Raw genomic sequence first — 22,186 nt, 5'->3', positions numbered from 1 at the left:
TATTTCGTCACGAACACGCCGTGGACCTTGCAATGGCGCGCCCGGCCTGCTGCCGCTTCGGGCCCCTGCGGATTGGTCTAGCCCCGCTTGGCGACGGCCGTGTCGTAACGTTCCAGCGCGATCTCGGCGAGCACCGGCGAGGGCAGTACCGGCGCCGTAACAATGTCCGCTTCCGCCTTGAACAGCTGGTCATGGAAGTAGCCGGTGGCGAGCAGATAGGAGGACACCACCACCCTGCCCGGTCCCCCGTCCGCGGTGACTTCACCGCGCAGGGCCGCGACGCCGTCGGGCACGTTCGGCTCGGCACTGGCACCGTACGCGACCCGCACCTTGTTCGGCAGCAGTTCGGCGAGCAGGCGCGCCTGCTCCTCGGAGTCGACCGAGCCATCCGGAAGCGAGGATCCGGCGGCGGCGAGCAGCACGCCGTCGTCGTCGCGAAGCCCGGCCTCCCGCAGCCGCTCGGCGAGCAACTCAGCCAGCCGCGGATCCGGGCCCAGCGGCGGTGCCGCGGTGACCTCGGGACGGGCCTTGATCGCCTTGGGGATGTCCACCTTCACGTGGTAGCCGGTGCCGAGCAGCAGCGGGACGACGACGGCGTCAGTCCCCTCCGGCAGGCCGGCCACCACCGCGGACAATTCGGGTTCCTGGACGTCCACGTAGGCCTCCACGACCGGCAGTCCCGGGCGCAGCGCCTCGATCTCGGCGAGGACCTGGCGGATGGCCGCCTGGCCTTCGGCGTTGCGGGTTCCGTGGGCGCAGGCGATCAGGACGGGTTTGCTCATGCCCCAAGCGTAACGTTGGGTCAGTACTTGTCCGCCTTGATGACAATCCCCGACGACTGAGGAGACCCGCGCGTGATCAGCTTCGACCTGGCCCTGGTGTGGCTGGATCTGGCAGGTGTGTTCTTCTTCGCCGTATCGGGCTCGCTGCTGGCCGCCCGCAAGCAGTTCGACATCATCGGCTCGCTCCTGCTGGCCAGCCTCGTGGCGCTTGGCGGCGGGGTGATCCGCGACATCATCATCGGCGCCGGCGTTCCCGCGGCCTTCAGCAACCCGGTGTACCTGCTGCCGCCCGTACTGGCCGCGGGGCTGGTGTATTTCCTGTTCTTCAGCGTCCAGCGGTTCACCTCTCTGCTGACCCTGTTCGACGCCGGCGGGCTCGCACTGTTCTGCATTACCGGCACGGTCAAGGCCTTGGCGGCCGGGCTGCACCCGATGGCCGCGGTGGTCCTGGGCGTGACGACGGCGGTGGGCGGCGGGGTGCTGCGGGACATCACGGCCAACGAGGTTCCCTCGCTGTTCAACGACCGCGACCTATACGCGCTCCCGGCTATCCTGGGCGCCGTCCTGACCGCGTGGCTCTGGCACAGCGGCACGTTCAACGGGGCCAGCGCCGCCCTCGTCGCGGCCGCCGTCTTCCTGTTCCGGGTGGCCGCCTGGCGCTGGAGCTGGCGGGTCCCGCTGGCGGTGCGCGGCTGGTACCGGACGGCCCACGGCACTAAGGTCAGGGTGCGCCAGCGGAAGAAATTCCGCCGCCCCTGATTGGCTAGGATGGAAGCCATGACTGACATGTTCCTCGAGAAGTTCCGCGCGCTTGTTCCGAAGTATCTCGAGGACGAATGGCAGGAAGAAGACGGCCTGACCCCGGCCGAGCTCGATGAAGCCCTCTCCGCCCACACCTTCACCATTCCCCTGGTGCTGCGCGAGTTCTACTTGGCCCTCGGCGGCTGCGAAGACCTCATGGAGGCGTACCACTACTTTTGGGACCCCGAGGAACTCGAGGTGGACGACGAAGGCTTCCTCATGTTCCTCGAGGACGAGGAGGAGCGCTTCACCTGGGGCTTCCGGGTGTCCGAGCTCAGCGTCCCGGACCCCATCGTGTGGCGCCGGAACAACGTCCGCGGCCAGTGGAAGAGCGAGGACGGAACATTCTCCGAGTTCGTCTTCGACATGTTCGACTGGGCCTTCAGCGACGAGGACTAGGGTCAGGGGCCGGCGGTTGCGGGGCCTCGTCGCAGCCGTCGCGGGGCACTTCGACACGACACACCGCCGCCTTTCGCCTCCCCTGGCCTGCCGCCGGTTCAAAGGAGCCCACGACGGCGGCACTCACTTTGCGTCGAAGCCGCCCCGGCGGCGGAACTCAAGAACCCCAAGCACGTGAGCCACCATCCGCTCCGGATGGTGCACGACGTCGTCGTAGTAAAACCGCAAAGGCAGCAACCCCGCACCGAGCGCCGCGTTGTTCCGCCGTTGGTCCTTCTTCACCTGCCGCGGCTCCATGTGGCTGCCGCCGTCAAGCTCAACGGCCAGGCAGTCCTCAATCAGGCAGTCAACCTCGCCCACGCCCGGCACCTCTGCGTGCATGCGGATCATGAGGCCCGCCCGGATGAAATGGGTGCGGGCCAGGACCTCCGTCAAGGAATCGGCCCGCGGAATCACGAGGTCCAGCACTGAGCGGGCGGCACCGTTGCGGTTCCCGGGAAGCTTACGCCGCAGGAAATCCACGGTGATGCTGCCTTGGCTGACAGCGGATTGCACCATCACGAGAGCCTCGAGCTCAGGCAGGCACCTCAAGGCATGGAGGAGCACGTCCGCCAGGCCTGCCACTGGCAAGTAGGGGTGGGCGGGGTGCCGGCATGGGCCATGCCGGATGCCCTCCACGGCTTTGTGCCCGGCCGAGACGTGAAAACCCGATGCCGGCCGGAGGGTCCACAAGGCATAGATCGGGGCCGCCGACAGGCAGGTGAGCCGAGCGTTGGCGCGGAAGGCCGCCACTAAGCCGGTGTCACCGGGAAGCCCGTACAAGCCCCTGCGCAACCGGCGGATCTGCCCGTCCTTCAATGCGTCATCGACGCTACTCCTCGAAAAGCCCGCACCGAGCAGGGCGGAAGTCCTTGCAGCGCCGCCCCTCCTGCCGAGGAAGTCCTGAATGTCCATTGTTTGAATCTGGGGTTCACGTGCCCTGAAGTTAAGCCCCAAACCCGGCTATGTGAAGAACCCGTCCGCGATCCCGGGGCCCTTCGACACGACACGCCGGTCGCTCAGCGTTTCCCCGCCCGAGGCCGGGCCCAAAGTGCCCCACTACAGCCGTCCCCACCAACCAGCCCGGCCGTGCGCGACGCTGAAAATGAGAGTTGACCGCCAAGGTTGCGTTTATGACAAAGTTGTCATAGGCTGTTTCACGGATTCACTAAATGCCTCCGGTGGGTCTGATGCGAACGGAGATTATGGCCCCGGTTTCGCGCAACGTTTGACTCGTAACGTTGCGGGAAGCCGGGGTCATTCCGTTTAACCCGTTAAGCAGGAACACCCAACTGACTGGCAGTTGTTGTCGTTTTGGGTGCTCAAAACGACAACAAGTGCGAGTCAGTTGGGTGCCACACGAAAGAGTTAGCTGCTGCGCTCCACCACGGCGTGCGCGAAGTTGCTCAGGGAATCCTTCACCACGCCCTCGGGCAGCGGCGCCAGGGCGGCCACGGCTTCGGCGGCCCACTGGCGGGCGATCACCCAGGACTCGGCGGTGACGGGGTGCTCGCGCAGCCCGGCAACGGCTTCGGCCAGCGCCTCGTCGGAGGAGAGGTCGCCGTCCACCAGCTCCAGCAGCGAGACCGCTGACTGGTCGCCGTTGGCTGCTGCCTTGCGGAGCAGCAGCACCGGCAGGGTGGGCACGCCTTCGCGGAGGTCGGTGCCCGGGGACTTGCCGGACTTGACCTTGACGCCGGTGACGTCGATGACGTCGTCGGCCAGCTGGAACGCCACGCCCACCTTCTCGCCGTACTCCACGAGCACGTCCTCGAAGGTTTCGTCTGCCCCGGCGAAGATGGCGCCGAGCTGGCCCGACGCAGCCACGAGGGAACCGGTCTTGTCCGCGATGACGGACAGGTAGTGGGCCACGGGATCTTCGTCTTCGCGCGGACCGACGGTCTCGTGCAGCTGGCCCAGGCACAGGCGCTCGAAGGTGCGGGCCTGGATGCCCAGGGCGCGGGAACCGAGCTCGGAGACCAGGATCGAGGCGCGGGCGAAGATGAGGTCGCCGGTGAGGATCGCCACGGAGTTGCCCCATACCTCGTGCGCGGTGGGTGCGCCGCGGCGGAAGGGCGCGGAGTCCATCACGTCGTCGTGGTAGAGCGTGGCCAGGTGGGTCAGTTCGACGACGACGGCGGCCTGCACCACTTCGGGGCGGGAGGCGTCACCCAGGTGGGCGCAGAGCAGGGTCAGCAGCGGCCGGATGCGCTTGCCGCCGGCTTCCACCAGGTGACGCGACGTTGCGTCAGCCAGCGGATCCGAGTTGGCGATGGCCTCGCGGAGCTTCTTTTCCACGCGGGCGAGGTTGGTGGTGATGGCAGGGCCAAGCTCGGCGTCGGCGGCAATGGCGGCGAATCCCGCGGGAAGCTGCAGTCCCGTGGCGATCGCGGTGGTGCTGGGAGCGGGTTCCGCGGTGTCGGGCAATCCGTGCCCGGCGTGCGTCCAGCTGTGTTCGGCAGAGTGAGTCACAGGCTTAACCCTAACTAGTCGTTGCGGAAACCGCGGTGTCGGAGCCGGCGGCCTTCACAGGGCCGGTCAAAGGGCCCGTGTTTGACGTGGCGGGCACCAGGGCTTCGAGCACCCTGATCACGCGGTCTTCGAGGCCCTTCGCGGAGGAATCGGTGAGGTTGGCCAGCATACGCACCACGAAGCGCATGAGCAGCGGCAGCGGCATGCCCGTACGCAGGGCCAGCTTCATGACGGCCGGCTTGCCGATCAACGCGGCGAAGGCCCGGCCCAGCGTGAAGTGCGAACCCCATTGCTCCCGCACGTAATCGGCGTACCGCGCCAGGTGCGCGTCGGCGTCGTACGCCCCGCCCGAAGCAGCCGTGCGGGCGGAAGCGTCGATGATGAATTCCGCGGCGAAGCGCGCGGACTCCATGGCGTACGAGATGCCTTCGCCGTTGAACGGGGAAACCATGCCGCCGGCGTCGCCCAGCAGCAGGAGCCCGGGCGAGTAGTGCGGGGTGCGGTTAAAGCCCATGGGCAGCGCGGCGCCGCGGATCTCCCCGACCTGGTTCTCCGGCGTGAAGCCCCATTCGGCGGGCATGGCGGCGGTCCATTCGCGCAGGACCTGCTTATAGTCCAGCTTCCCGAACTCCTTCGAGGAGTTCAGGATGCCCAGGCCCACGTTCGAGGTGCCGTCGCCGACGCCGAACACCCAGCCGTACCCGGGCAGCGGCTTGCCGGACTTGCCCGGCAGTTCCAGCCAGCCTTCCATCCAGTCGTCGTCCGTGCGCGGCGAGGTGAAGTAGGTTCGCACCGCGACGCCGAGTGGCCGGTCGTCGCGTTTGTGCATGCCGAGCGAGACCGCCGTGCGGGTGGAGTTGCCGTCCGCGGCGAGCACGACGTCGGCATGGAAGTCGCGCGTTTCACCCGTCTTGCGTCCGGACTCGTCGAGGATCGCGGCCCGGGCGCCGATCACGCGGCCGTCCTCGGCCCGCAGCGCTTCGGTGACGCTGTGCCGTTCCAGCACGATCGCTCCGGCCGACTGGGCGTGCCGGGCCAGTTCCTCGTCAAAACCGAGCCGGGTGCGGATCAGCCCGTAGGTGGGAAAGTCCGAAACCTCGGGCCAGGGCAGCTCGATGGTGCGGCCGCCGGCGATCAGGCGCAGGCCCTTGTTACGGCGCCAGCCGTCCGCCTCGGCGTGCGGCAGGCCGAGCTTTTGGATTTCGCGGACAGCGCGCGGGGTGAGGCCGTCTCCGCAGACCTTTTCCCGGGGAAAGCTGGTCTTTTCCAGCACTGTCACGTCCACGCCGGCGCGGGCAAGGTAATACGCGGCGGTGGACCCGGCGGGCCCGGCGCCAACAATCAGTACGTTCACAACGTCCTTGTGTAAAGCAGGGAAACTAGGAGGCCCGGCGCGGCTTGATCTGGCGGCGCAGCTTGGCCACCGGCACGCTGTCCGTGTGCGCTGCGCCCGGCTTCTGGGCCCGGTGCACGGCCACGATGCCGCCGCTGAGGTTGCGGTAGGTGACATCCTGCCAGCCGGCGTCCTGCAGCCAGGCGGCCAGGTGGTCCTGGTCCGGCCAGGCCCGGATGGACTCGGCGAGGTACACGTAGGCGTCCGGGTTGGAGGAGACCTTGGTGGCGATGGCCGGCAGGGCCCGCATCAGGTATTCGGTGTACATGGTGCGCCACAGGGGCACCACCGGGGCGGAGAATTCGGCGATCACCAGGCGGCCGCCCGGCTTGGTCACGCGCAGCATCTCCGCGAGGGCCTTGTGCGGCTCGTTGACGTTGCGCAGGCCGAAGGAAATGGTGGTGGCGTCGAAGCTGTTGTCCGCGAAGGGAAGGTTGGTGGCGTCTCCTGCCACGAAGTTGATGTCCGGGCGGCGGCGCTTGCCAACCTTGAGCATCCCGAGGGAAAAGTCGCAGGCGACGACGTCGACCCCGGCGTCCGCGTACGGCTCGCTGGAGGTTCCGGTTCCGGCGGCGAGATCGAGGACCCGCTGCCCGTGCCTGACATCCATGGCTTCGACCACCACGCGGCGCCACCGCCGGGTCTGCCCCATGGAGAGGACATCGTTCACGACATCGTATTTGGGGGCGACATCGTCAAACATCGTCGCAACTTCGTCCGGACGCTTTTCCAAGGATGCTCGGTTCACCCAGCAATTGTCTCAGACAATCCCCGGAGTACTGTTGTTCCATCATGACGAGCACGCTCCGCACCTTGACAGTCCCCCTCGATGAAGACGCCACCGCCGGGGGGCTGCCGTCGTTTCTGGTGCGGGACGACGCCCTCTGCTGGACCCGCCGCGAGGACGGACTGGTGGCCTTCGGCGAGCTCACCCGGTTCACCGGCAGCGGCCCCGAGCGCTTCCTTGAGGCCGACATCTGGTGGCGGCACATGGTCATCGAGGCCGACGTCGAGGACCACGTGGGCGTTCCCGGCACCGGCCCCCTGGCCTTCGGAACCTTCGCCTTCTCCAAGACTTCGCCGTTCGAGTCCCGGCTGATCCTGCCGGAAATCGTGGTGGGGATCCGCGACGGGCGCTCCTGGCTCACCCAGTTGACCCTCGACGACGTCGAACTCACCGAGGCGGGCGCCCGCGCCGCCCTCGCGGGCTGGCTGGATGTCCCGGATACCGGACTCGAGGCACCTGCCCGCGGCAGCACCGGCGTCGGGCTGTCCTTCACACTGAAAAGCGGCTCGCTGAGCGAGGAGGACTGGAAGCAGGCGGTGGCGGACGGTGTCGCCGAAATCCGCACCGGAAAGCTTGAAAAGCTCGTGCTGGCGCGCGACGTCGTGGCCACCCTGCCCGACGGCGTGCGGCCAGCGGAAGTGCTGCGGAACCTTACGCGAAACTACCGGGAGTGCTGGACCTACGGCGTGGACGGCCTGGTGGGCGCGACACCGGAAATGCTGATCCAGGTGGAAGGGCGCACCGCGCAGGCGCGGGTACTGGCCGGCACGCTGGACCGCCGCGATGCCGAGGGCGTGGCCGGCTCCCCCATGGATTATGCGGAACGCGTGCTCGCCGGATCGGAGAAGCAGCGGCACGAGCACGAGATCGCCATCCAGTCGCTCACCACCCAGCTGGCGCCGTTTTCCGAGGCAATGAATGCCCACAGTGAGCCGTTCATCCTGGAACTGCCGAACGTGTGGCACCTGGCGTCGGACGTGAAGGCCGAGCTCGCCGACATCGAAGGGCACGTGCCCACCTGCCTGGCGCTCATCAACGCCCTGCACCCCACGGCCGCCGTCTGCGGCACGCCGACCACCGTGGCGGGTGAACTGATCCGGCGCCTCGAACACATGGACCGCGGCCCGTACGCCGGACCCGTGGGCTGGCTGGACGCCGCGGGCAACGGCGAATGGGGCATCGCGCTGCGCGGGGCCGTGATCGAGTCGCCCACCTCGGTGCGGATGTTCGCAGGCTGCGGGATTGTTGAGGGCTCGGTTCCGGAAACCGAGCTCGCCGAGACGTGGGCGAAGTTCCGTCCGATGCTCGAATCCTTGGGCATTCAGCGCTGATTCTGTTTCCGTGAGGTTCTCGCTTCACGTCTGCGGGGCGAAGAATCCGGGATTACAGACGCGGGCAGTGCGGATAGGCTTGATTTTTCCGCGACTTGGTTATCCAATAGTGAAACTTAGTTTCCTGTGACGAACATCTCATGGTCGGCGCTACACTAAAGACCGATTTGCTTCGCGTCCCCCGCAACAAAAGGTAAACAAATGCATATCTCCCGTTCGTTCCTCGGCAGTTCCAAGGTGAAGGCAGCAGGTCTTCTCGCTGCCGGCGCACTCGCCCTGACCGCCTGCGGCGGCGGCGCCCCTGCACCCGCGGCCAGCAGCTCCGGCTCGGTCAGCCTGATCAACGCAGGCAAGCTCACGGTCTGCTCCGACATCCCCTACGAGCCCTTCGAATACCAGAAGGACGGCAAGATCGTCGGCTTCGACATCGACATCGCCAATGAGCTCGCCAAGGACCTGAACGCCGAACTGAACATTGTGGACAGCTCCTTCGAAGCCATCGAAACGGGCACCGCCCTGACCGGCTGCGACGTGTCCATCTCCTCCATTTCCATCACGGACACCCGCAAGAACGTCATGGACTTCTCGGACCCGTACCTGAACGACGACCTCACCCTCGTCGCCTCCGAGGCCTCCGGCATCACCAACATCGACAGCGCCAAGGGCAAGAAGGTGGGCGTGCAGCAGGCCACCACCGGCGCAGCGTACGCCAAGGACAAGGGCATCGACGCGCAGCAGTTCGAGGACACCGGCCTCCTGGTCCAGGCCCTCAAGGCAGGCACCATCGACGCCGCCCTGGGCAACCAGTCCGTGCTCGGCTACGCCATCAAGGATGACTCCAAGTTCAAGCGCGTGGAGAACTACGCAACCGGCGAGAAGCTCGGCATCTCCATCAAGAAGGGCAACACCGCCATGGCCGAGAAGGTCAACGCGACCCTCAAGCGCCTCACCGATGACGGCACCCTGAAGAAGCTCGAAACCACCTACTTCGGCGAAGCCGCCAAGTAGACCGTCCGGCCTGAGACAAACGCAACGGGGCCCCGTGTGAAGCACTCTGCACGGGGCCTCAGTTGCGCAACATGAATGTGAGAACACCATGGCAATGACCGCGCGTCAACGAGCCAAAATCAGCCTGAACGTCCAGGCAGGAATCTTTGTGGTGGCCATCGCCGCCCTGCTGCTGGCCACCGACTGGAAAGCCATCAGCGCCAACGTCTTCAACTTCGGCAAGATCGGCCCGATGTTCCCGGGCATCTTCACCACCGGGTTGGTAAACACGCTCATCTACACCGCGCTCGGCTTCGCACTGGGCCTGTCCGGCGGCCTGCTGCTGGCCCTGATGAAGCTTTCCAGCTTCCCGCTGTACCGCTGGATAGCCACCGGCTACATCGAGTTCTTCCGCGGCATCCCCGCCCTGCTGGTCTTCATCGCCTTCGGCTACGGCGTCCCGCTGGCCTTCGGGGTGCAGTGGCCCATTTTCGTGGTGGTGATGGTGTCCCTGGGCATGGTGGCTGCGGCCTACATCGCCGAAACGCTGCGCGCCGGCCTGCAGGCTGTCCCGAAGGGTCAGCTGGAAGCCGCCAGGTCCCTTGGCATGCCGCAGTGGCGGGCCATGGTAACCATCATCATCCCGCAGGCCTTCAAGATCGTGCTGCCCCCGCTGACCAACGAGATCATCCTGCTCACCAAGGATTCCTCGCTGATCTACGTGCTGGGCCTGACCGCCTCGCAGTACGAACTGACCAAGTTCGGCCGCGACGGCATCTCGAGCCTCGGCGCCGGCCTGACGCCCCTGCTGGTGGCAGGCGCTTTCTACCTGGTGGTCACCATCCCGTTGAGCCTCTTGGCCCGGAAGTTCGAAAGCCGCAGCGCGCGGACCAAGCGATAGGCAGGAAGCCATGAACGACGTCGAAACCACCAAGCCCGGCGGCGCCCAGACGGTGCACGCTGCCGGCGTGTCAATCAAGGACCTCCGCAAGTCCTACGGCAGCAATGAGGTCCTCAAGGGCATCAGCCTGGAAGTGAAGCCGGGCGAGGTGGTCTGCCTGATCGGCCCTTCCGGCTCCGGCAAGTCCACCCTCCTGCGCTGCGTGAACCTGCTCGAACAGCCCAACCAGGGCGCCATCCACGTGGGCGGCTTCGAAGCCACCGACCCCGACGTGGACATCGACAAGATGCGCCGCAAGGTGGGCATGGTCTTCCAGCAGTTCAACCTCTTCCCGCACCTGGATGTGCTGCGGAACTGCACGGTCGCCCAGACCAAGGTGCTCAAGCGGTCCCAGGCCGAGGCGGACAAGATCGCCCAGGCGAACCTGGACCGCGTGGGCCTGGGTCACCTCGCCAAGCGCTTCCCGGACCAGCTCTCCGGCGGTCAGCAGCAGCGTGTTGCGATCGCCCGTGCGCTCAGCATGAACCCCGAGCTGATGCTCTTCGACGAGCCCACCTCGGCGCTCGACCCCGAAACGGTCGGCGACGTGCTCGCCGTCATGCGCAAGCTCGCCCGCGAAGGCATGACCATGCTGGTGGTCACGCACGAAATGGCCTTCGCCCGCGAAGTGGCCGACCGTGTGGTCTTCATGGACGGCGGCGTGGTGGTTGAGGAAGGCGTCGCAGAGCGCGTCATCGGCGCCCCGCAGCAGCCGCGCACGCAGGAATTCCTGCGCCGGGTCCTGGACCCGACCCACATCGAGGTCGCAGAGGACTAAGGCGCGGCCCGCCTTCCCCGAAGCGCAGTACAACGAAAGGCTCCGGCATTTTGCCGGAGCCTTTCGTGTGTCCGCAGGCCTTAGCCGAGCTGGCTGCGCAGCCGTTCCAGCTCGGTCCTGGTGACCGGCAGGACCGTGCCGTGGCGCGGGGCCCGGGGCAGCTCATAGTTGGCCGATAGCTTCCAGTCCGGGTTTTCCAGGCTGGCGCTTTCCAGCGGAATGTAGCCGCGGCCGCCGAATTCGTCGACGAAGAGGTAGTACTTGTCCCCGGTGTTCGACTTGAAGACCGTGGGTCCCTCCACCCCGCCGGTTCCTGCGTTCCTGCCGATGCAGTTGCCCATCAGGGTCCAGTTGCGCGGGTTGGTGGCCGGGAGGTCCACCGCCAGGAGGTCGTCCGACTTCTCCTGCATGATGTCCAGGCAGCCCGAGACCTGGCCCTCGTCCTTGGTGAACCGGTAGAAGGTGCCGCCTTCCTCGATGACCGTGGAGTCGATCACCGAGTTGCCGGGATCGTTCCAGACCTTGGCCTCGGTGAAGGTGCGGAAGTCCCGCGTGGTGGCGTACATCATCTTGTTGTAGGTGCCGCCGGTGTGGCTGGGGTCGCTGGCGGCGTAGATCTTCGAGGCCCAGTACACCACGTAGGCGCCGATCTTTTCGTCATAGTGCGCTTCCGGTGCCCAGGTGTTCCCGGCGGTGTCCGGGGAAACCTTCACGTGCCGTTGAGCGGACCAGTTGACCAGGTCGGTGGATTCCCAGACCTCAATGTACCGGCTGCCCTGGCGCTGGGAAGCGTCCCAGCTGGTGCCGCTGCCGATCGAGAGATCGGTGGCGATCAGGTAGAACTTGTCGCCTTCCGGGGAGCGGATGACGAACGGGTCGCGCAGGCCCTTGGTGCCGAGGCTGGAATTGAGCACGGGCTTGCCGCCGTTGAGTTCGTCCCATTTCAGGGCGTCGTTGCCACGGCTGGCTGCCATGTAGATGTTCTCGCCGGCGAGGTCGTTGCCCGTGAAGTACGCGAAGGCGTAGCCTTCCTTGGCTTCGGCCTTGGGCAGCGGCAGCACCGTGACGCGGAACCGCTTCTGCTCCTTGGTTTTTCCGGCCGTGACGGTGGCCAGCAGCCGCAGTTCCACCGGTGCTTCGCCGTAGGCAGGCCGGGTGACTTCGCCGCTCGCGGTGATGACGGCAGGGTCCGAGGACTTCCAGTCCACCTTGGTGCCGTGCAGCCCTGCCGTGGGGAGGGTGATGTTTCCGCGGATCGCGCCGGCGTCCCAGACGGTGAGCGCAGCGGCGGCTTCGCTGGCCTTCTGCCGCTCGCTGATGTCTTCCAGCACCGTCACGGTGAAGGACTTCGACGCCGAGGCAAGGCCGGAGCTGGCCGTTGCGGTGAGGGTCACGGTGGCGTTGCCCGTCCGGTAGGCCGGCCGGGTCACCTTGCCGTCCGCGGACACCGTGGCCGGGTCGGAAGAGGTCCAGGTGAAGCTGGAGCCGTTAGGTCCGGCGGCAGGCAGCGTGAGGTCTGCCGTGACGCCCGAGGTGTCGCCGAGCGACAGTTCCTGCAGGTCCAGGGCCACGCGCTGTTCCGGGGAAACGTAGCCGAGCTCGCGCACCTCGCCTGCCGAGAGCGCGCGGTTGTAGATGCGGAAGTCGCGGACCTGGCCCTTGAGGTATTTGTCCGCGCTGTAGACGGAGCGCCCAAGGTAGTTGGCCGTCGTCGTGCCTCCGCCGATGCTGCCGGGCGTGATGGTGACACCGGTCTTCCGCGCCACTTCGGTGCCGTCCTCGTAGAGGACGGCGGTTCCGCCGCTGAGGGTGTAGGTGATGGTCTTCCACGCGCCGCGTGCCAGGTCACGGTTGGCGCTGAGGGTTTGTTCGGTGGACCAGTTGCCGGTGGCGATGGAGGTCCGGTACGAGTTGCCGGTGGTGAAGAGGTAGCCGTTGCCGGCGCCGTTGCTGGTGTTGCCCAGGCCCCAGATGAAGTAGGGCGTGCCTTGGTCCGGGGCGATCTTCACGTCCGTGGAGACCGTGATGGAGTCGAGGCCGCGCATGACGTCGTTCGGCAGTCTGACGTAGCCGTCGTTGCCGCCGAGCTGCAGGCCTTCGCCGCCCAGCGGGGTGGCGTCGCCGCTGATCACGCCATCGCGCCCGTTGCCGGAGCTGTCGGCCGCCACGGTGCCGGCGGTTTCCGTGAGGTTGTACTTGAGGACCAGTCCGTCATCGACGGCGGCATGCGCCGTGGTGCCGGCGGCAACTGAACCGAGCAGCAGCGCCGCCGCCGTCAGCAGGGCCGGGCCGCTTCGGGCCCGCAATGGAACATGGGTCATGGAAACTCCTTGAAACGAAAGGACCGGCTACTTGCCGGCTGCGGCGAGCCGGATGAAGGTCACGGACTTGGGCTCGAACTCATAGGTGAAGGCGGCGCCGGCGCCGCTGAAGGTGCTCGACGCCGGAGCCAGGTTTTGCCCGTCGGCGGTCTGCGTGAGGGTGGTAACGGCGGCCGTGGTGCCGATGCCGGCTGCGCCGGCCACCCTGATGTCCACCGGGGTCTTGTCGGCGGAGGCGTTGACCACCTTCACGATGGTGTCGCCGGAGGTTTCGTCCTTGGTGACCACGGAGTAGACGGGGTCGGCCTGCGTGTCGTCCACCGTGCCCCACAGGACGTTGTCCAGGTAGAGCTTGGCCGTGCGTCCGGTGACCTCGATCCGGATGTCGTATTCGCGGCCGGTCTGGATCACGGTGTTCTTTTCCAGGACGTTGGTCTTGCCGCCGTTGACGGCCTTTTCGACGACGGACTTCGTATTGTTCCAGCCACCCAGGTTCCACCAGTAGTAGTTCCCGGTGTCCTTGACGCCGAAGGCGACGAGGAAGCCTTCCGAGCCCGCCAGTTTGGTGGCCTTCGTACTGAACGTGTAGTTGTTCCAGTCGCCGCTTCCGGCCGTCACCATCGTGTTCTGGGCGGTGGTGCTGGACTGCACGTAGGCGCCGTCCTGGACGGACCAGGAGCCCGTCCCGTTGCCGGTCCAGGCTGCCGCCGTCCCGGAGAAGTCATCGCTGAACAGTGCGGTGCCGTCCGCGCCGGTGACCTTGACGTTGTCGTAGCGGGCGGACGTGGCCCAGGTGGAGAGGCCGATCTTGCCGGAGATCGGCACGACGGTGGAGGCCGGGTTGTCCTGGGTGCTGGGCACCACCTTGGTCCCGACGTTGTTCATGAACAGCTTCTGGACTTCGTAATTGGGGGTGGTCCGGACGGACGTGCCGTTGAAGAACAGCATGTCCGGGCTCCACTGGGTGTTGGCCTCGTTGGCGATCAGCGGCGCGTAGGACGCCATCTTGACCACGTCCGCGTTCCGCTCCAGGCCGGTCATGTAGGAGGCTTCCGCCAGCGCGTTCTCCGGCTTGTTTCCCTTGGAGGCGTATTCGCCGAGGAACACCTTGTAGCTGTCACGGCTGTACGAGTCGTAGCGGTGGTTGTTGTTCAGGAACCAGGACGGCTCGTTGTAGTAGTGCTCGTCCACCAGGTCCACGCCCGTGGTGGCGTTGAACGCGGAGAGGTCCTCGAACTCCGGACCCTGGCTGAACGGGCCGGTGTTGCCGATGATCTTGATCTCGGGGTGGGCCTTGCGCACGGCGTTGTAGAACTGGGTGAAGTAGGCCTTGAATTCGGGCTTGTACTCCTCGTTGCCCAGGCTGATGCGGTCGAGCTTGTAGGGCGCGGGGTGGCCGTAGGCGATGCGCTTGGCACCCCACTCGGTGCCGGCGTCGCCGTTCGCGAATTCGATCAGGTCCAGGGTGTCCTGGATGTAGCGGTCCAGGGTTGCCTGGTCCGGGGCCCGGTTGCTGTCGCCGCAGCCGGTCACGCCCACCGGGACCACGGGCACGGGGACGGCGCCCATGTCCTCGGCCCACTGGAAGTACTCCATGTAGCCCAGGCCGTACGTCTGGTTGTAGCCCCAGAAGTTCCGGTTGGCGGGGCGCTGCTCCACCGGGCCGATGGTGTCCTTCCACTGGTACGTGCGTGCCCGGGTGTAGTTGGGCGCCGTGTAGCTGTCGTAGCTGCCGGTGTTGACGATGCAGCCACCGGGGAAGCGCAGGAATCCGGGGTTCAGGTCATCGATCTTCTCGGCGAGGTCCTTGCGCAGGCCGTTTTCCCTGCCGTTCCAGGTGTCCTCGGGGAACAGGGACACCATGTCGAGCCGGACGGTGCCCGTTCCCTGGACCACGGTGGCCAGCCGGCCGGCGCCAGTGGAGGACTTGGGCGACAGGGTGACACCGTACTTGGCCCACCGGTCGCCCTTGACCTTGATAGTGGCCAGGGCCAGCCGGGCGCCTTCCGGCGTCTCCAGCGTCACCGCGAGCGTGGAGCCGGCGGGGTTGGAGGTCCGTGCCCACACCGAGTAGTTGTACTTCTTCTTTGCCTCGAGTTTCTGCCCGGCGTTCCATCCGCTGTTGCGCACGCCGACCCCGGCACCGCTTCCCGCGCCGGCCGCGGTGGCGTCGATCTGCAGGTAGTTCCGGTTGTTTTCGTTCAGCCGGTTGCCGTCATTGACGACGGCGACCGTTCCGTCGCTGCCGCGCCGCAGGGTTTCCCAGGCGGTCATCGGGGTAAATGCGCGGTTGTCGGCGGAGTTGAATTCGAAGGACCGGTTCTGGACGAGCTCGGCGTAGATGCCGCCGTCGGCGCCCTGGTTGATGTCCTCGAAGAACGCCCCATACATGGTCGGGTCGATCGAGGGTCCCGAGCCGGCGGCGTCGATGGTGATGGTCCGGTGCTCCGGTGGTTCGGCGCTTGCTCCGAGGGCCGGCGAGAGGGCCAGCACCGCTGCGGCCAGGGAGCCGGCAAGCACCATGGTGCAGGCCCGCCTGGCGGGACTAGTTGCTTTGCTTGACATGGGAAACAGCCTTTCTCCATTGAATGGTCCGCCGGGCTACGGGCAGGATCTGGGGAAACACTTGGTTGTGAACGCTAACAACCGTGTCGCCGGAAACGAGTATTCGCCATGGCCGCACGCCTTGTAAAGGGCTTTCCGGAAAGCCCCGACGGCGACCTTGGGCGCGCCGGATTTGTGACGCAGGCTACTTGACGACCAAATTGTTAGCGTTCACAATGTTTCGCAGAGCGCATCAGCTCACTTGCAGCAATGGCGGTGTACGAGTTTCTCCCGCCTGCATGTACCTACGCCTCCGGGAGGAAATTGTGTTCAAGAAATCCCTGCTTGCGGTGGCCGCCGCATCCATGCTGACCCTGACCGCCTGCGGCGGTTCCGCGGGTGCCGGCGCGGCGGGCGGCTCCGGCTCCGGCTCCGACAAGATCACTATGGGCTTCGCCCAGGTCGGCGCCGAAAGCGGCTGGCGCACCGCCAACACCAAGTCCGTCCAGGAGTCGGCCAAGAAGGCCGGCGTCGAGCTGAAGTTCTCCGATGCCCAGCAGAAACAGGAGAACCAGATCAAGGCCATCCGTTCCTACATCCAGCAGAAGGTCGATGTCATCGCCTTCTCGCCGGTGGTGGAATCGGGCTGGGACACCGTGCTGAAGGAAGCCAAGAACGCGAAGATCCCGGTGATCCTCACCGACCGCGCCGTGGATTCGGCAGACAAGTCCCTGTACAAGACCTTCCTGGGCTCCGACTTCGTGGAAGAAGGCAAGAAGGCCGGCGAATGGCTGGTGGCGGATTCGAAGTCCGCCACGGACACCGTGAACATCGTCGAAATCCAGGGCACCACCGGGTCCGCCCCGGCAAACGACCGCAAGGAGGGCTTCGCGGAGGCCATCAAGTCCGATCCGAAGCTGAAGGTCATCGCTTCCCAGAGCGGCGACTTCACCCGCAGCGGCGGCAAGCAGGTGATGGAGGCGTTCCTGAAGAACAACGCCGACATCGACGTGGTCTTTGCCCACAACGATGACGAAGGCCTCGGCGCGATCGAAGCCATCGAAGCCGCCGGCAAGGTCCCGGGCAAGGACATCAAGATCATCACCATCGACGCTGTCAAGGACGGCATGACCGCCCTGAGCAACGGCAAGATCAACTTCATCGTCGAATGCAGCCCGATGCTCGGCGACCAGCTCATGGAGCTGGCCAAGAAGGTCGTCGCCGGCGAGAGCGTGCCCGAGCGCGTCGTCACCGAGGAAACCACGTTCACCCAGGAGCAGGCGAAGCAGGTCCTGGCCACGCGGCCCTACTAGCCGGTTCCCGCCCGCCCCGTGCGGCGGCACATCCTGCCGCCGCACGGGTTTCCGCCCCCAAGGCAGACCCAGCACAGAAAAGACAAGAGGATGAACGAAATCGTTCCGGTCGTCGAGATGACCGATATTTCCATCGGCTTCCCGGGAGTGAAGGCGCTTGACGGCGTCGGCTTCCGGCTCTTCCAAGGCGAGGTCCACGCCCTGATGGGCGAGAACGGCGCCGGGAAGTCAACCCTGATCAAGGCCCTGACAGGGGTGTACACGATCGACTCCGGAACCATCACGGTCCTCGGGGAAACAAAGCGTTTCGCAGCCCCGGCGGAATCCCAGGCCGCTGGCATCAGCACCGTCTACCAAGAGGTCAATCTCTGCCCCAACCTCACCGTCGAGGAAAACGTCCTGCTGGGCCGGGAGCCGCGGCGCCTGGGTGCGATCGACTGGAAAGCGGTACGCACGCGGACCAGGGAGGTGCTCGCGGAACTGCACCTGGAGCATGTTGATCCCGGGTCCCTGCTCTCCAGCCACTCCATCGCGGTCCAGCAGCTGATCGCCATCGCCCGCTCCGTGGAGGTCAACGCCAAGGTCCTGATCCTGGACGAGCCCACCTCAAGCCTCGACGCGGGCGAAGTGGCGCAGCTGTTCGGCGTCATCCGCCAGCTGCGGGACCGCGGCGTCGCCATACTGTTCGTTTCCCATTTCCTGGAGCAGGTCTACGAGATTTCCGACCGGATGACGGTGCTCAGGAACGGAAAACTCGTGGGCGAATACCTCACCCGCGACCTCTCCCGCATGAGCCTGATCTCCAAGATGATCGGCAAGGAGCTCGAGGCCCTGGCCGAACTGGACGAAGCTCCGGCCCGCACCCGCGCCCGCTCCGGGGATGGCATACCCTTCCTGGAAACCCAAGGCCTGGGCCGCAAGGGCTCCGTGGCCAACGTTGACGTGTCCATCCACCCGGGCGAGGTCCTGGGCCTGGCGGGTTTGCTGGGCGCCGGCCGCACCGAGATCGCCCGGCTGCTCTTCGGAGCCGACAAGGCGGACGAAGGACTCATCAGGATCAAGGGAAGCGAACAGAAAATCCGCTCACCGCGCGCCGCGATCGACCAGCGGATCGCCTTCTGCTCGGAAGACCGCAAGAAGGAAGGGCTGATCGGGGACCTGTCCGTCCGCGACAACCTGGTCCTCGCCATGCAGGCGAGCCGGGGCTGGGCCCGCCGCATTCCCCGGCGCACCCAGGACGAACTGGTGGCCGAGTACATCGAGGCCCTGGACATCCGGCCCGCCAACCCTGATGCGCTCATCCGGAATCTCAGCGGCGGCAACCAGCAGAAGGTTCTCCTGGCCCGCTGGCTCGTGACGCACCCGGAGCTCCTCATCCTCGACGAGCCCACCCGCGGCATCGACATCGGGGCGAAGACCCAGATCCAGAAACTCGTGAACCGGCTCGCCGCCGAGGGCATGTCCGTGCTCTTCATCTCCTCCGAGCTCGAAGAAGTCCTGCGCGTCAGCGACAGGGTCGCGGTCATCAAGGACCGGGCGAAGGTAGCCGAAATCAACAACGACGGCGTCTCCGTGGAAGACGTCATGGCGGTCATCGCCGGAGGTACCCAATGACATCGCAGCAGCCCGCCAAACCGGGCCACCCGCTCAAGACCATCCTCGCGCACCGCCTCGCCTGGCCGGTGATCGCGCTGGCCGCCCTGTTGCTGCTCAACCAGCTCTTCCGCCCCGACTTCCTTGCCTTGAGGATGCAGGACGGGCACCTGTACGGCAGCCTCATCGACATCATGCGCAACGGCGCACCGACCATCCTCATCGCCCTGGGCATGACCCTGGTGATAGCCACCCGCGGCATCGACCTTTCCGTGGGAGCCGTGGTGGCGATCGCAGGGGCGGGGTCCTGCGCCTACATCGCCGCGTCCCCGGAACCGGGCTCCCCGGCGACCGCACTCACCGCGGTCCTCATCGCCGTCGTCGCCGGCCTCGCGGTGGGCGCGTGGAACGGATTCCTGGTGTCAACCATCGGCGTCCAGCCGATCATCGCCACCCTCGTGCTGATGACGGCGGGCCGCGGGATCGCGCAGCTCATCACCGGCGGACAGATCATCTCGGTCTCCAACGACAACTACAAGGCGATCGGGGCCGGATACGTTTTCACCCTGCCGGTCTCGATCCTGATCACGGCAGCCGTTTTTGCCCTAGCGGCCGTCCTGACCCGGCGCACCGCGCTGGGCACCCTCATCGAAGCCGTCGGGATCAACCCGGTCGCCAGCCGCCTCGCCGGCCTGCGGTCGCGGAACATCGTGTGGATCGTCTACGTCTTCAGCGCCGTCTGCGCCGCCTTCGCGGGCCTCATGATCAGCTCGAACGTCACGGCGGCGGACGCCAACAACGCCGGCCTGTACATCGAGATGGACGCCATCCTCGCCGTGGTGATCGGGGGCACCTCCCTGGCAGGCGGCCGGTACACGCTCACCGGCACAGTGGTGGGCGCGTTCATCATCCAGACCCTGACCACCACGGTCTACACCCTCGGGATTCCGCCGGAAGTGACCCTCGTCTTCAAGGCCCTCGTGGTCATCACCGTTTGCCTCCTCCAGGCACCGAAGGCCCGCAAGGTCTTCGCCCGCCTGAAGACCAACGCCCAATCCGCCGCAATGGAACCCGCCAAGGAAAAGGTGGCCCTCTGATGTCCCTGTCCTCAACGCTCGCACGCCGCGCAGCCGGGAAAACCGCCGCACCGCGCCGGCAGCTGCGGGGCAACGCCCGCTACGCCCCCACCCTCGCAACGCTGGGGCTCTTCCTCGCCATGTTCGCCGTGGGTGCCGGCATGTACCCGAGCTTCCTGTCCGGCCAGGTGTTCCTGAACCTGTTCATAGACAACACCTTCCTGATCGTCCTGGCCGTCGGCATGACCTTCGTGATCCTGACCGGCGGGATCGACCTTTCGGTGGGGGCCGTCGTCGCGCTCTCCATGATGGTGGCCGCGACGCTGCTGCAACAGGGCTGGAACCCGGCCGCGGTGATCATCCTGGTCCTGCTGATCGGCAGCACCCTGGGGCTCGCGATGGGCCTGATCATCCACTACTTCGACATCCAGCCCTTCATTGTCACCCTGGCCGGCATGTTCCTTGCCCGCGGCCTCTGCTACGTCATCAGCCTCGATTCGATCCCCGTGACCGAAGGCTTCTTCACCGGCATGGCGCAGGCCCAGATCCCGCTCCCGGGCGAGCTCTTCATCTCCCCCGGCGTGGTGCTGGCGCTGGCCATCGTCGCGGCAGCGTTCTTCGTGCTGCACCACACCCGCTTTGGCCGGACCGTCTATGCGATCGGCGGCAACGAGAACTCGGCCATGCTGATGGGCCTGCCCGTGCGCACCACCAAGGTCCTGGTGTACGTGCTGAGCGGCCTCTGCTCCGCGATCGCCGGCATCCTGTTCTCCTTCTACAGCCTCTCCGGCTACAGCCTCGCCGCCCAGGGAATGGAACTCGACGCGATCGCCGCGGTGGTGATCGGCGGGACCCTCCTGACCGGCGGAACCGGGTATGTCCTGGGCTCGGTGGTGGGGGTGCTGGTCCTGGGCATCGTCCAGACTTTCATCGCCTACGACGGAACCCTCAGCTCCTGGTGGACCAAGATCGTGATCGGCGCCCTCCTGCTGGCCTTCATCCTGCTGCAGCGGCTGTTCACCCGCAAAACCGGCTGACCCCGCCCGAAGCAAGCCCACATCCACAGCAAGCCCATGCCCGTCGAAAGGACCACCTCTTGGATATGAAACGCCACTTGTCCCGCCGCCTGCTGCTCGGTTCGGGGACCGCCGCTGCGGCCGCAGCCGCGCTCGCCGGCACCGGTGCGGGCAGCCTCGTGCTCGCCCCGGCCGCCGGTGCCGCCCCGGCGCAGGAAACCCCCGTGATCAACCCTGTCGTCCCCAAGCGGGCGGACCCGTGGCTGATGAAGCACACCGACGGAAAGTACTACTTCACGGGGTCCGTGCCCGAGTACGACCGGATTGTCCTGCGCTCTTCCCCCACGATCGCCGGCCTCGGCGGTGCACAGGAGACGGTGGTCTGGACGCGTCCCGCGTCCGGCACCATGGGCGGGCACATCTGGGCCCCGGAACTGCACCACTTCGACGGCCAATGGCACATCTACTTCGCGGCGGGCGACAGCAATGACGTCTTCCGGGTGCGGATCTACGTCATCTCCACGGACGCCGCCGATCCGACAAACGCCGTGTGGGGACCGCCTGTGCGCGTGTACACCCACGCGGACACCTTCTCCCTGGACGCCACCACTTTCGAGCACGGCGGCACGCGCTACCTGCTTTGGGCACAAAGCGACACCGGCGTGAACTCCAGCCTCTACATCGCGTCCATGGCGTCGCCGTCCACCCTGTCCAGCACCCCGGTCCGCATCGCCGTTCCGACGCTGGACTGGGAAATCCGCGGCTACAAGGTGAACGAGGGACCGGCCGTCCTGGAACGGAACGGACGCATCTTCGTCACTTTCTCCGCGAGCGCCACCGATGCCAACTACTGCATGGGCCTGCTCACGGCGGACGCCTCCGCCAATCTGCTCGATGCCGCCTCCTGGTCCAAGAACCCGCTGCCCGTGTTCACCACCAACGACGGTTCCAAGCAGTACGGCCCGGGGCACAACTCCTTCACCGTGGACGAAAACGGGAAGGACGTGCTCGTCTACCACGCCCGGTCCTACCGGGCCATCGTGGGTGACCCGCTCTACGACCCCAACAGGCACGCACGCGTCCAGCACCTGCACTGGCGCGCGGACGGCACTCCGGACTTCGGCGTGCCGGTGGGCGACGGCGAACTTCCGTTCCGACTGGAGCCCGCCTCCGCGCGGGGTACTTTCCTGGCACACGACGGCGTCACCGTCACCGCGGCTTCCTCCCCCGCACTGGGGGCGTCACAGTTCCGGATCGCGCCCGGCTACGCCCGGAAGAACTCGGTGGCCATCGAACCGGTCCTGGCCAAGGGCCACTACCTGCGCGTGCAGGGAACGGCGGTGACAATCGCGGCCACGGAGGGTTCGTCGTCGGCGTTCCTGCAGCGCGGGGGCCTGTCGGATGCCTCGGGCGTCTCGTTTGAGTCGGTGGACGCCCCGGGCAGCTACCTTCTCCTGCGCGGGGGCGTGCTGCTCGTCGCCAAAGCCGGCAAGGACGAGCGCGGCGCGGCCACGTTCTTCCTGCAGCGCTGAGTTTGGCGCGGCGCTGAGTTTGGCGCGGCGCTGAGTTTGGCGCGGCGCTGAGTTCGAGCCACCACCAAATACCCGCCCCCGT

Annotated in this window: 18 protein-coding genes and 1 pseudogene; 11 read left to right on the top strand and 8 right to left on the bottom strand. The window is 66.5% G+C overall.

Annotated features, from left to right (window positions below; genetic code table 11):
• Positions 1–77: 77 nt before the first annotated feature.
• On the bottom strand, positions 78–782 hold the full coding sequence (locus BLP88_RS04150; RefSeq protein ID WP_074587121.1) for a sirohydrochlorin chelatase: 705 nt from the start codon (positions 780–782) through the stop codon (positions 78–80).
• Between the two features lie 72 nt (positions 783–854).
• Between BLP88_RS04150 and BLP88_RS04145 the strand changes: the two genes are divergently transcribed.
• Entirely contained in the window at positions 855–1,541 is a 687-nt protein-coding gene (locus tag BLP88_RS04145) for a trimeric intracellular cation channel family protein (protein ID WP_074587119.1), read from the top strand.
• Positions 1,542–1,559: 18 nt separating this feature from the next.
• On the top strand, positions 1,560–1,982 hold the full coding sequence (locus BLP88_RS04140) for a hypothetical protein (RefSeq protein WP_074587117.1): 423 nt from the start codon (positions 1,560–1,562) through the stop codon (positions 1,980–1,982).
• Between the two features lie 123 nt (positions 1,983–2,105).
• Here the strand turns inward: BLP88_RS04140 and BLP88_RS19260 are convergent, their stop codons facing one another.
• The 5 genes and pseudogenes from BLP88_RS19260 to BLP88_RS04120 all read right to left on the bottom strand — a co-directional run bounded on the left by BLP88_RS19260 (position 2,106) and on the right by BLP88_RS04120 (position 6,634).
• Positions 2,106–2,540: an endonuclease domain-containing protein gene (locus BLP88_RS19260; protein ID WP_306459191.1), complete on the bottom strand. Its 435-nt coding sequence runs from the start codon at positions 2,538–2,540 to the stop codon at positions 2,106–2,108.
• Between the two features lie 261 nt (positions 2,541–2,801).
• A pseudogene (locus tag BLP88_RS19255) lies at positions 2,802–2,936 on the bottom strand (type IV toxin-antitoxin system AbiEi family antitoxin domain-containing protein); the annotation flags it as partial.
• A 453-nt stretch (positions 2,937–3,389) separates the two neighbouring features.
• On the bottom strand, positions 3,390–4,493 hold the full coding sequence (locus BLP88_RS04130; protein ID WP_074587223.1) for a polyprenyl synthetase family protein: 1,104 nt from the start codon (positions 4,491–4,493) through the stop codon (positions 3,390–3,392).
• Positions 4,494–4,503: 10 nt separating this feature from the next.
• The gene (locus BLP88_RS04125) at positions 4,504–5,847 is read right to left on the bottom strand and encodes a geranylgeranyl reductase family protein (RefSeq protein ID WP_139163291.1); all 1,344 of its coding nucleotides are present in this window, start codon (positions 5,845–5,847) and stop codon (positions 4,504–4,506) included.
• Between the two features lie 25 nt (positions 5,848–5,872).
• Positions 5,873–6,634 (bottom strand): demethylmenaquinone methyltransferase, encoded by a 762-nt coding sequence (locus BLP88_RS04120; protein ID WP_074587113.1) that lies wholly within the window; start codon positions 6,632–6,634, stop codon positions 5,873–5,875.
• A 44-nt stretch (positions 6,635–6,678) separates the two neighbouring features.
• Here BLP88_RS04120 and BLP88_RS04115 point away from each other — a divergent pair, with 44 nt between their 5' ends.
• The 4 genes from BLP88_RS04115 (at position 6,679) to BLP88_RS04100 (ending at position 10,709) form a co-directional block, all read left to right on the top strand.
• Positions 6,679–8,004, top strand: coding sequence for an isochorismate synthase (locus BLP88_RS04115; protein WP_074587111.1), 1,326 nt, complete (start codon positions 6,679–6,681; stop codon positions 8,002–8,004).
• Positions 8,005–8,205: 201 nt separating this feature from the next.
• Complete coding sequence (locus BLP88_RS04110; RefSeq protein ID WP_074587110.1) at positions 8,206–9,012, top strand: ABC transporter substrate-binding protein; 807 nt, start codon at positions 8,206–8,208, stop codon at positions 9,010–9,012.
• Positions 9,013–9,100: 88 nt separating this feature from the next.
• Positions 9,101–9,892, top strand: coding sequence for an amino acid ABC transporter permease (locus BLP88_RS04105; RefSeq protein WP_074587108.1), 792 nt, complete (start codon positions 9,101–9,103; stop codon positions 9,890–9,892).
• Positions 9,893–9,902: 10 nt separating this feature from the next.
• Complete coding sequence (locus tag BLP88_RS04100; RefSeq protein ID WP_074587107.1) at positions 9,903–10,709, top strand: amino acid ABC transporter ATP-binding protein; 807 nt, start codon at positions 9,903–9,905, stop codon at positions 10,707–10,709.
• A gap of 80 nt (positions 10,710–10,789) precedes the next feature.
• Here the strand turns inward: BLP88_RS04100 and BLP88_RS04095 are convergent, their stop codons facing one another.
• Both BLP88_RS04095 and BLP88_RS04090 read right to left on the bottom strand, forming a co-directional pair.
• A complete protein-coding gene (locus BLP88_RS04095) occupies positions 10,790–13,030 on the bottom strand; it encodes an immunoglobulin-like domain-containing protein (protein WP_074587105.1) in 2,241 nt (746 codons plus the stop codon).
• Between the two features lie 27 nt (positions 13,031–13,057).
• The gene (locus tag BLP88_RS04090; protein ID WP_084110771.1) at positions 13,058–15,595 is read right to left on the bottom strand and encodes an alpha-L-arabinofuranosidase C-terminal domain-containing protein; all 2,538 of its coding nucleotides are present in this window, start codon (positions 15,593–15,595) and stop codon (positions 13,058–13,060) included.
• A 305-nt stretch (positions 15,596–15,900) separates the two neighbouring features.
• Between BLP88_RS04090 and BLP88_RS04085 the strand changes: the two genes are divergently transcribed.
• The 5 genes from BLP88_RS04085 (at position 15,901) to BLP88_RS04065 (ending at position 22,104) form a co-directional block, all read left to right on the top strand.
• Entirely contained in the window at positions 15,901–16,887 is a 987-nt protein-coding gene (locus tag BLP88_RS04085; RefSeq protein ID WP_245679755.1) for an ABC transporter substrate-binding protein, read from the top strand.
• A 90-nt stretch (positions 16,888–16,977) separates the two neighbouring features.
• On the top strand, positions 16,978–18,501 hold the full coding sequence (locus tag BLP88_RS04080; RefSeq protein ID WP_074587099.1) for a sugar ABC transporter ATP-binding protein: 1,524 nt from the start codon (positions 16,978–16,980) through the stop codon (positions 18,499–18,501).
• Positions 18,498–19,577: an ABC transporter permease gene (locus tag BLP88_RS04075; RefSeq protein ID WP_084110769.1), complete on the top strand. Its 1,080-nt coding sequence runs from the start codon at positions 18,498–18,500 to the stop codon at positions 19,575–19,577. The genes BLP88_RS04080 and BLP88_RS04075 overlap by 4 nt, the downstream gene beginning before the upstream one ends.
• Positions 19,577–20,593 (top strand): galactofuranose ABC transporter, permease protein YjfF, encoded by a 1,017-nt coding sequence (gene yjfF, locus BLP88_RS04070; protein ID WP_074587097.1) that lies wholly within the window; start codon positions 19,577–19,579, stop codon positions 20,591–20,593. The genes BLP88_RS04075 and yjfF overlap by 1 nt, the downstream gene beginning before the upstream one ends.
• Before the next feature lie 65 nt (positions 20,594–20,658).
• The gene (locus tag BLP88_RS04065) at positions 20,659–22,104 is read left to right on the top strand and encodes a family 43 glycosylhydrolase (RefSeq protein ID WP_074587095.1); all 1,446 of its coding nucleotides are present in this window, start codon (positions 20,659–20,661) and stop codon (positions 22,102–22,104) included.
• Positions 22,105–22,186: the final 82 nt, after the last annotated feature.

This window comes from Arthrobacter cupressi, assembly GCF_900099975.1.
Lineage (GTDB): Bacteria > Actinomycetota > Actinomycetes > Actinomycetales > Micrococcaceae > Arthrobacter > Arthrobacter cupressi.
Note: the sequence above shows the minus strand (reverse complement) of the source record. Positions and strands in the feature narration are given on the sequence as shown.

What these genes read in the sequence shown, in the direction of transcription:
- BLP88_RS04075 (WP_084110769.1), top strand. Translation starts at nt 18,498, where the DNA reads ATGACATCGCAGCAGCCCGCCAAACCGGGCCACCCGCTCAAGACCATC.
- BLP88_RS04140 (WP_074587117.1), top strand. Translation starts at nt 1,560, where the DNA reads ATGACTGACATGTTCCTCGAGAAGTTCCGCGCGCTTGTTCCGAAGTAT.
- BLP88_RS04080 (WP_074587099.1), top strand. Translation starts at nt 16,978, where the DNA reads ATGAACGAAATCGTTCCGGTCGTCGAGATGACCGATATTTCCATCGGC.
- BLP88_RS04115 (WP_074587111.1), top strand. Translation starts at nt 6,679, where the DNA reads ATGACGAGCACGCTCCGCACCTTGACAGTCCCCCTCGATGAAGACGCC.
- BLP88_RS04095 (WP_074587105.1), bottom strand. Translation starts at nt 13,030, where the DNA reads ATGACCCATGTTCCATTGCGGGCCCGAAGCGGCCCGGCCCTGCTGACG.
- BLP88_RS04150 (WP_074587121.1), bottom strand. Translation starts at nt 782, where the DNA reads ATGAGCAAACCCGTCCTGATCGCCTGCGCCCACGGAACCCGCAACGCC.
- yjfF (WP_074587097.1), top strand. Translation starts at nt 19,577, where the DNA reads ATGTCCCTGTCCTCAACGCTCGCACGCCGCGCAGCCGGGAAAACCGCC.
- BLP88_RS04090 (WP_084110771.1), bottom strand. Translation starts at nt 15,595, where the DNA reads ATGTCAAGCAAAGCAACTAGTCCCGCCAGGCGGGCCTGCACCATGGTG.
- BLP88_RS19260 (WP_306459191.1), bottom strand. Translation starts at nt 2,540, where the DNA reads ATGGTGCAATCCGCTGTCAGCCAAGGCAGCATCACCGTGGATTTCCTG.
- BLP88_RS04110 (WP_074587110.1), top strand. Translation starts at nt 8,206, where the DNA reads ATGCATATCTCCCGTTCGTTCCTCGGCAGTTCCAAGGTGAAGGCAGCA.
- BLP88_RS04105 (WP_074587108.1), top strand. Translation starts at nt 9,101, where the DNA reads ATGGCAATGACCGCGCGTCAACGAGCCAAAATCAGCCTGAACGTCCAG.
- BLP88_RS04065 (WP_074587095.1), top strand. Translation starts at nt 20,659, where the DNA reads ATGAAACGCCACTTGTCCCGCCGCCTGCTGCTCGGTTCGGGGACCGCC.
- BLP88_RS04100 (WP_074587107.1), top strand. Translation starts at nt 9,903, where the DNA reads ATGAACGACGTCGAAACCACCAAGCCCGGCGGCGCCCAGACGGTGCAC.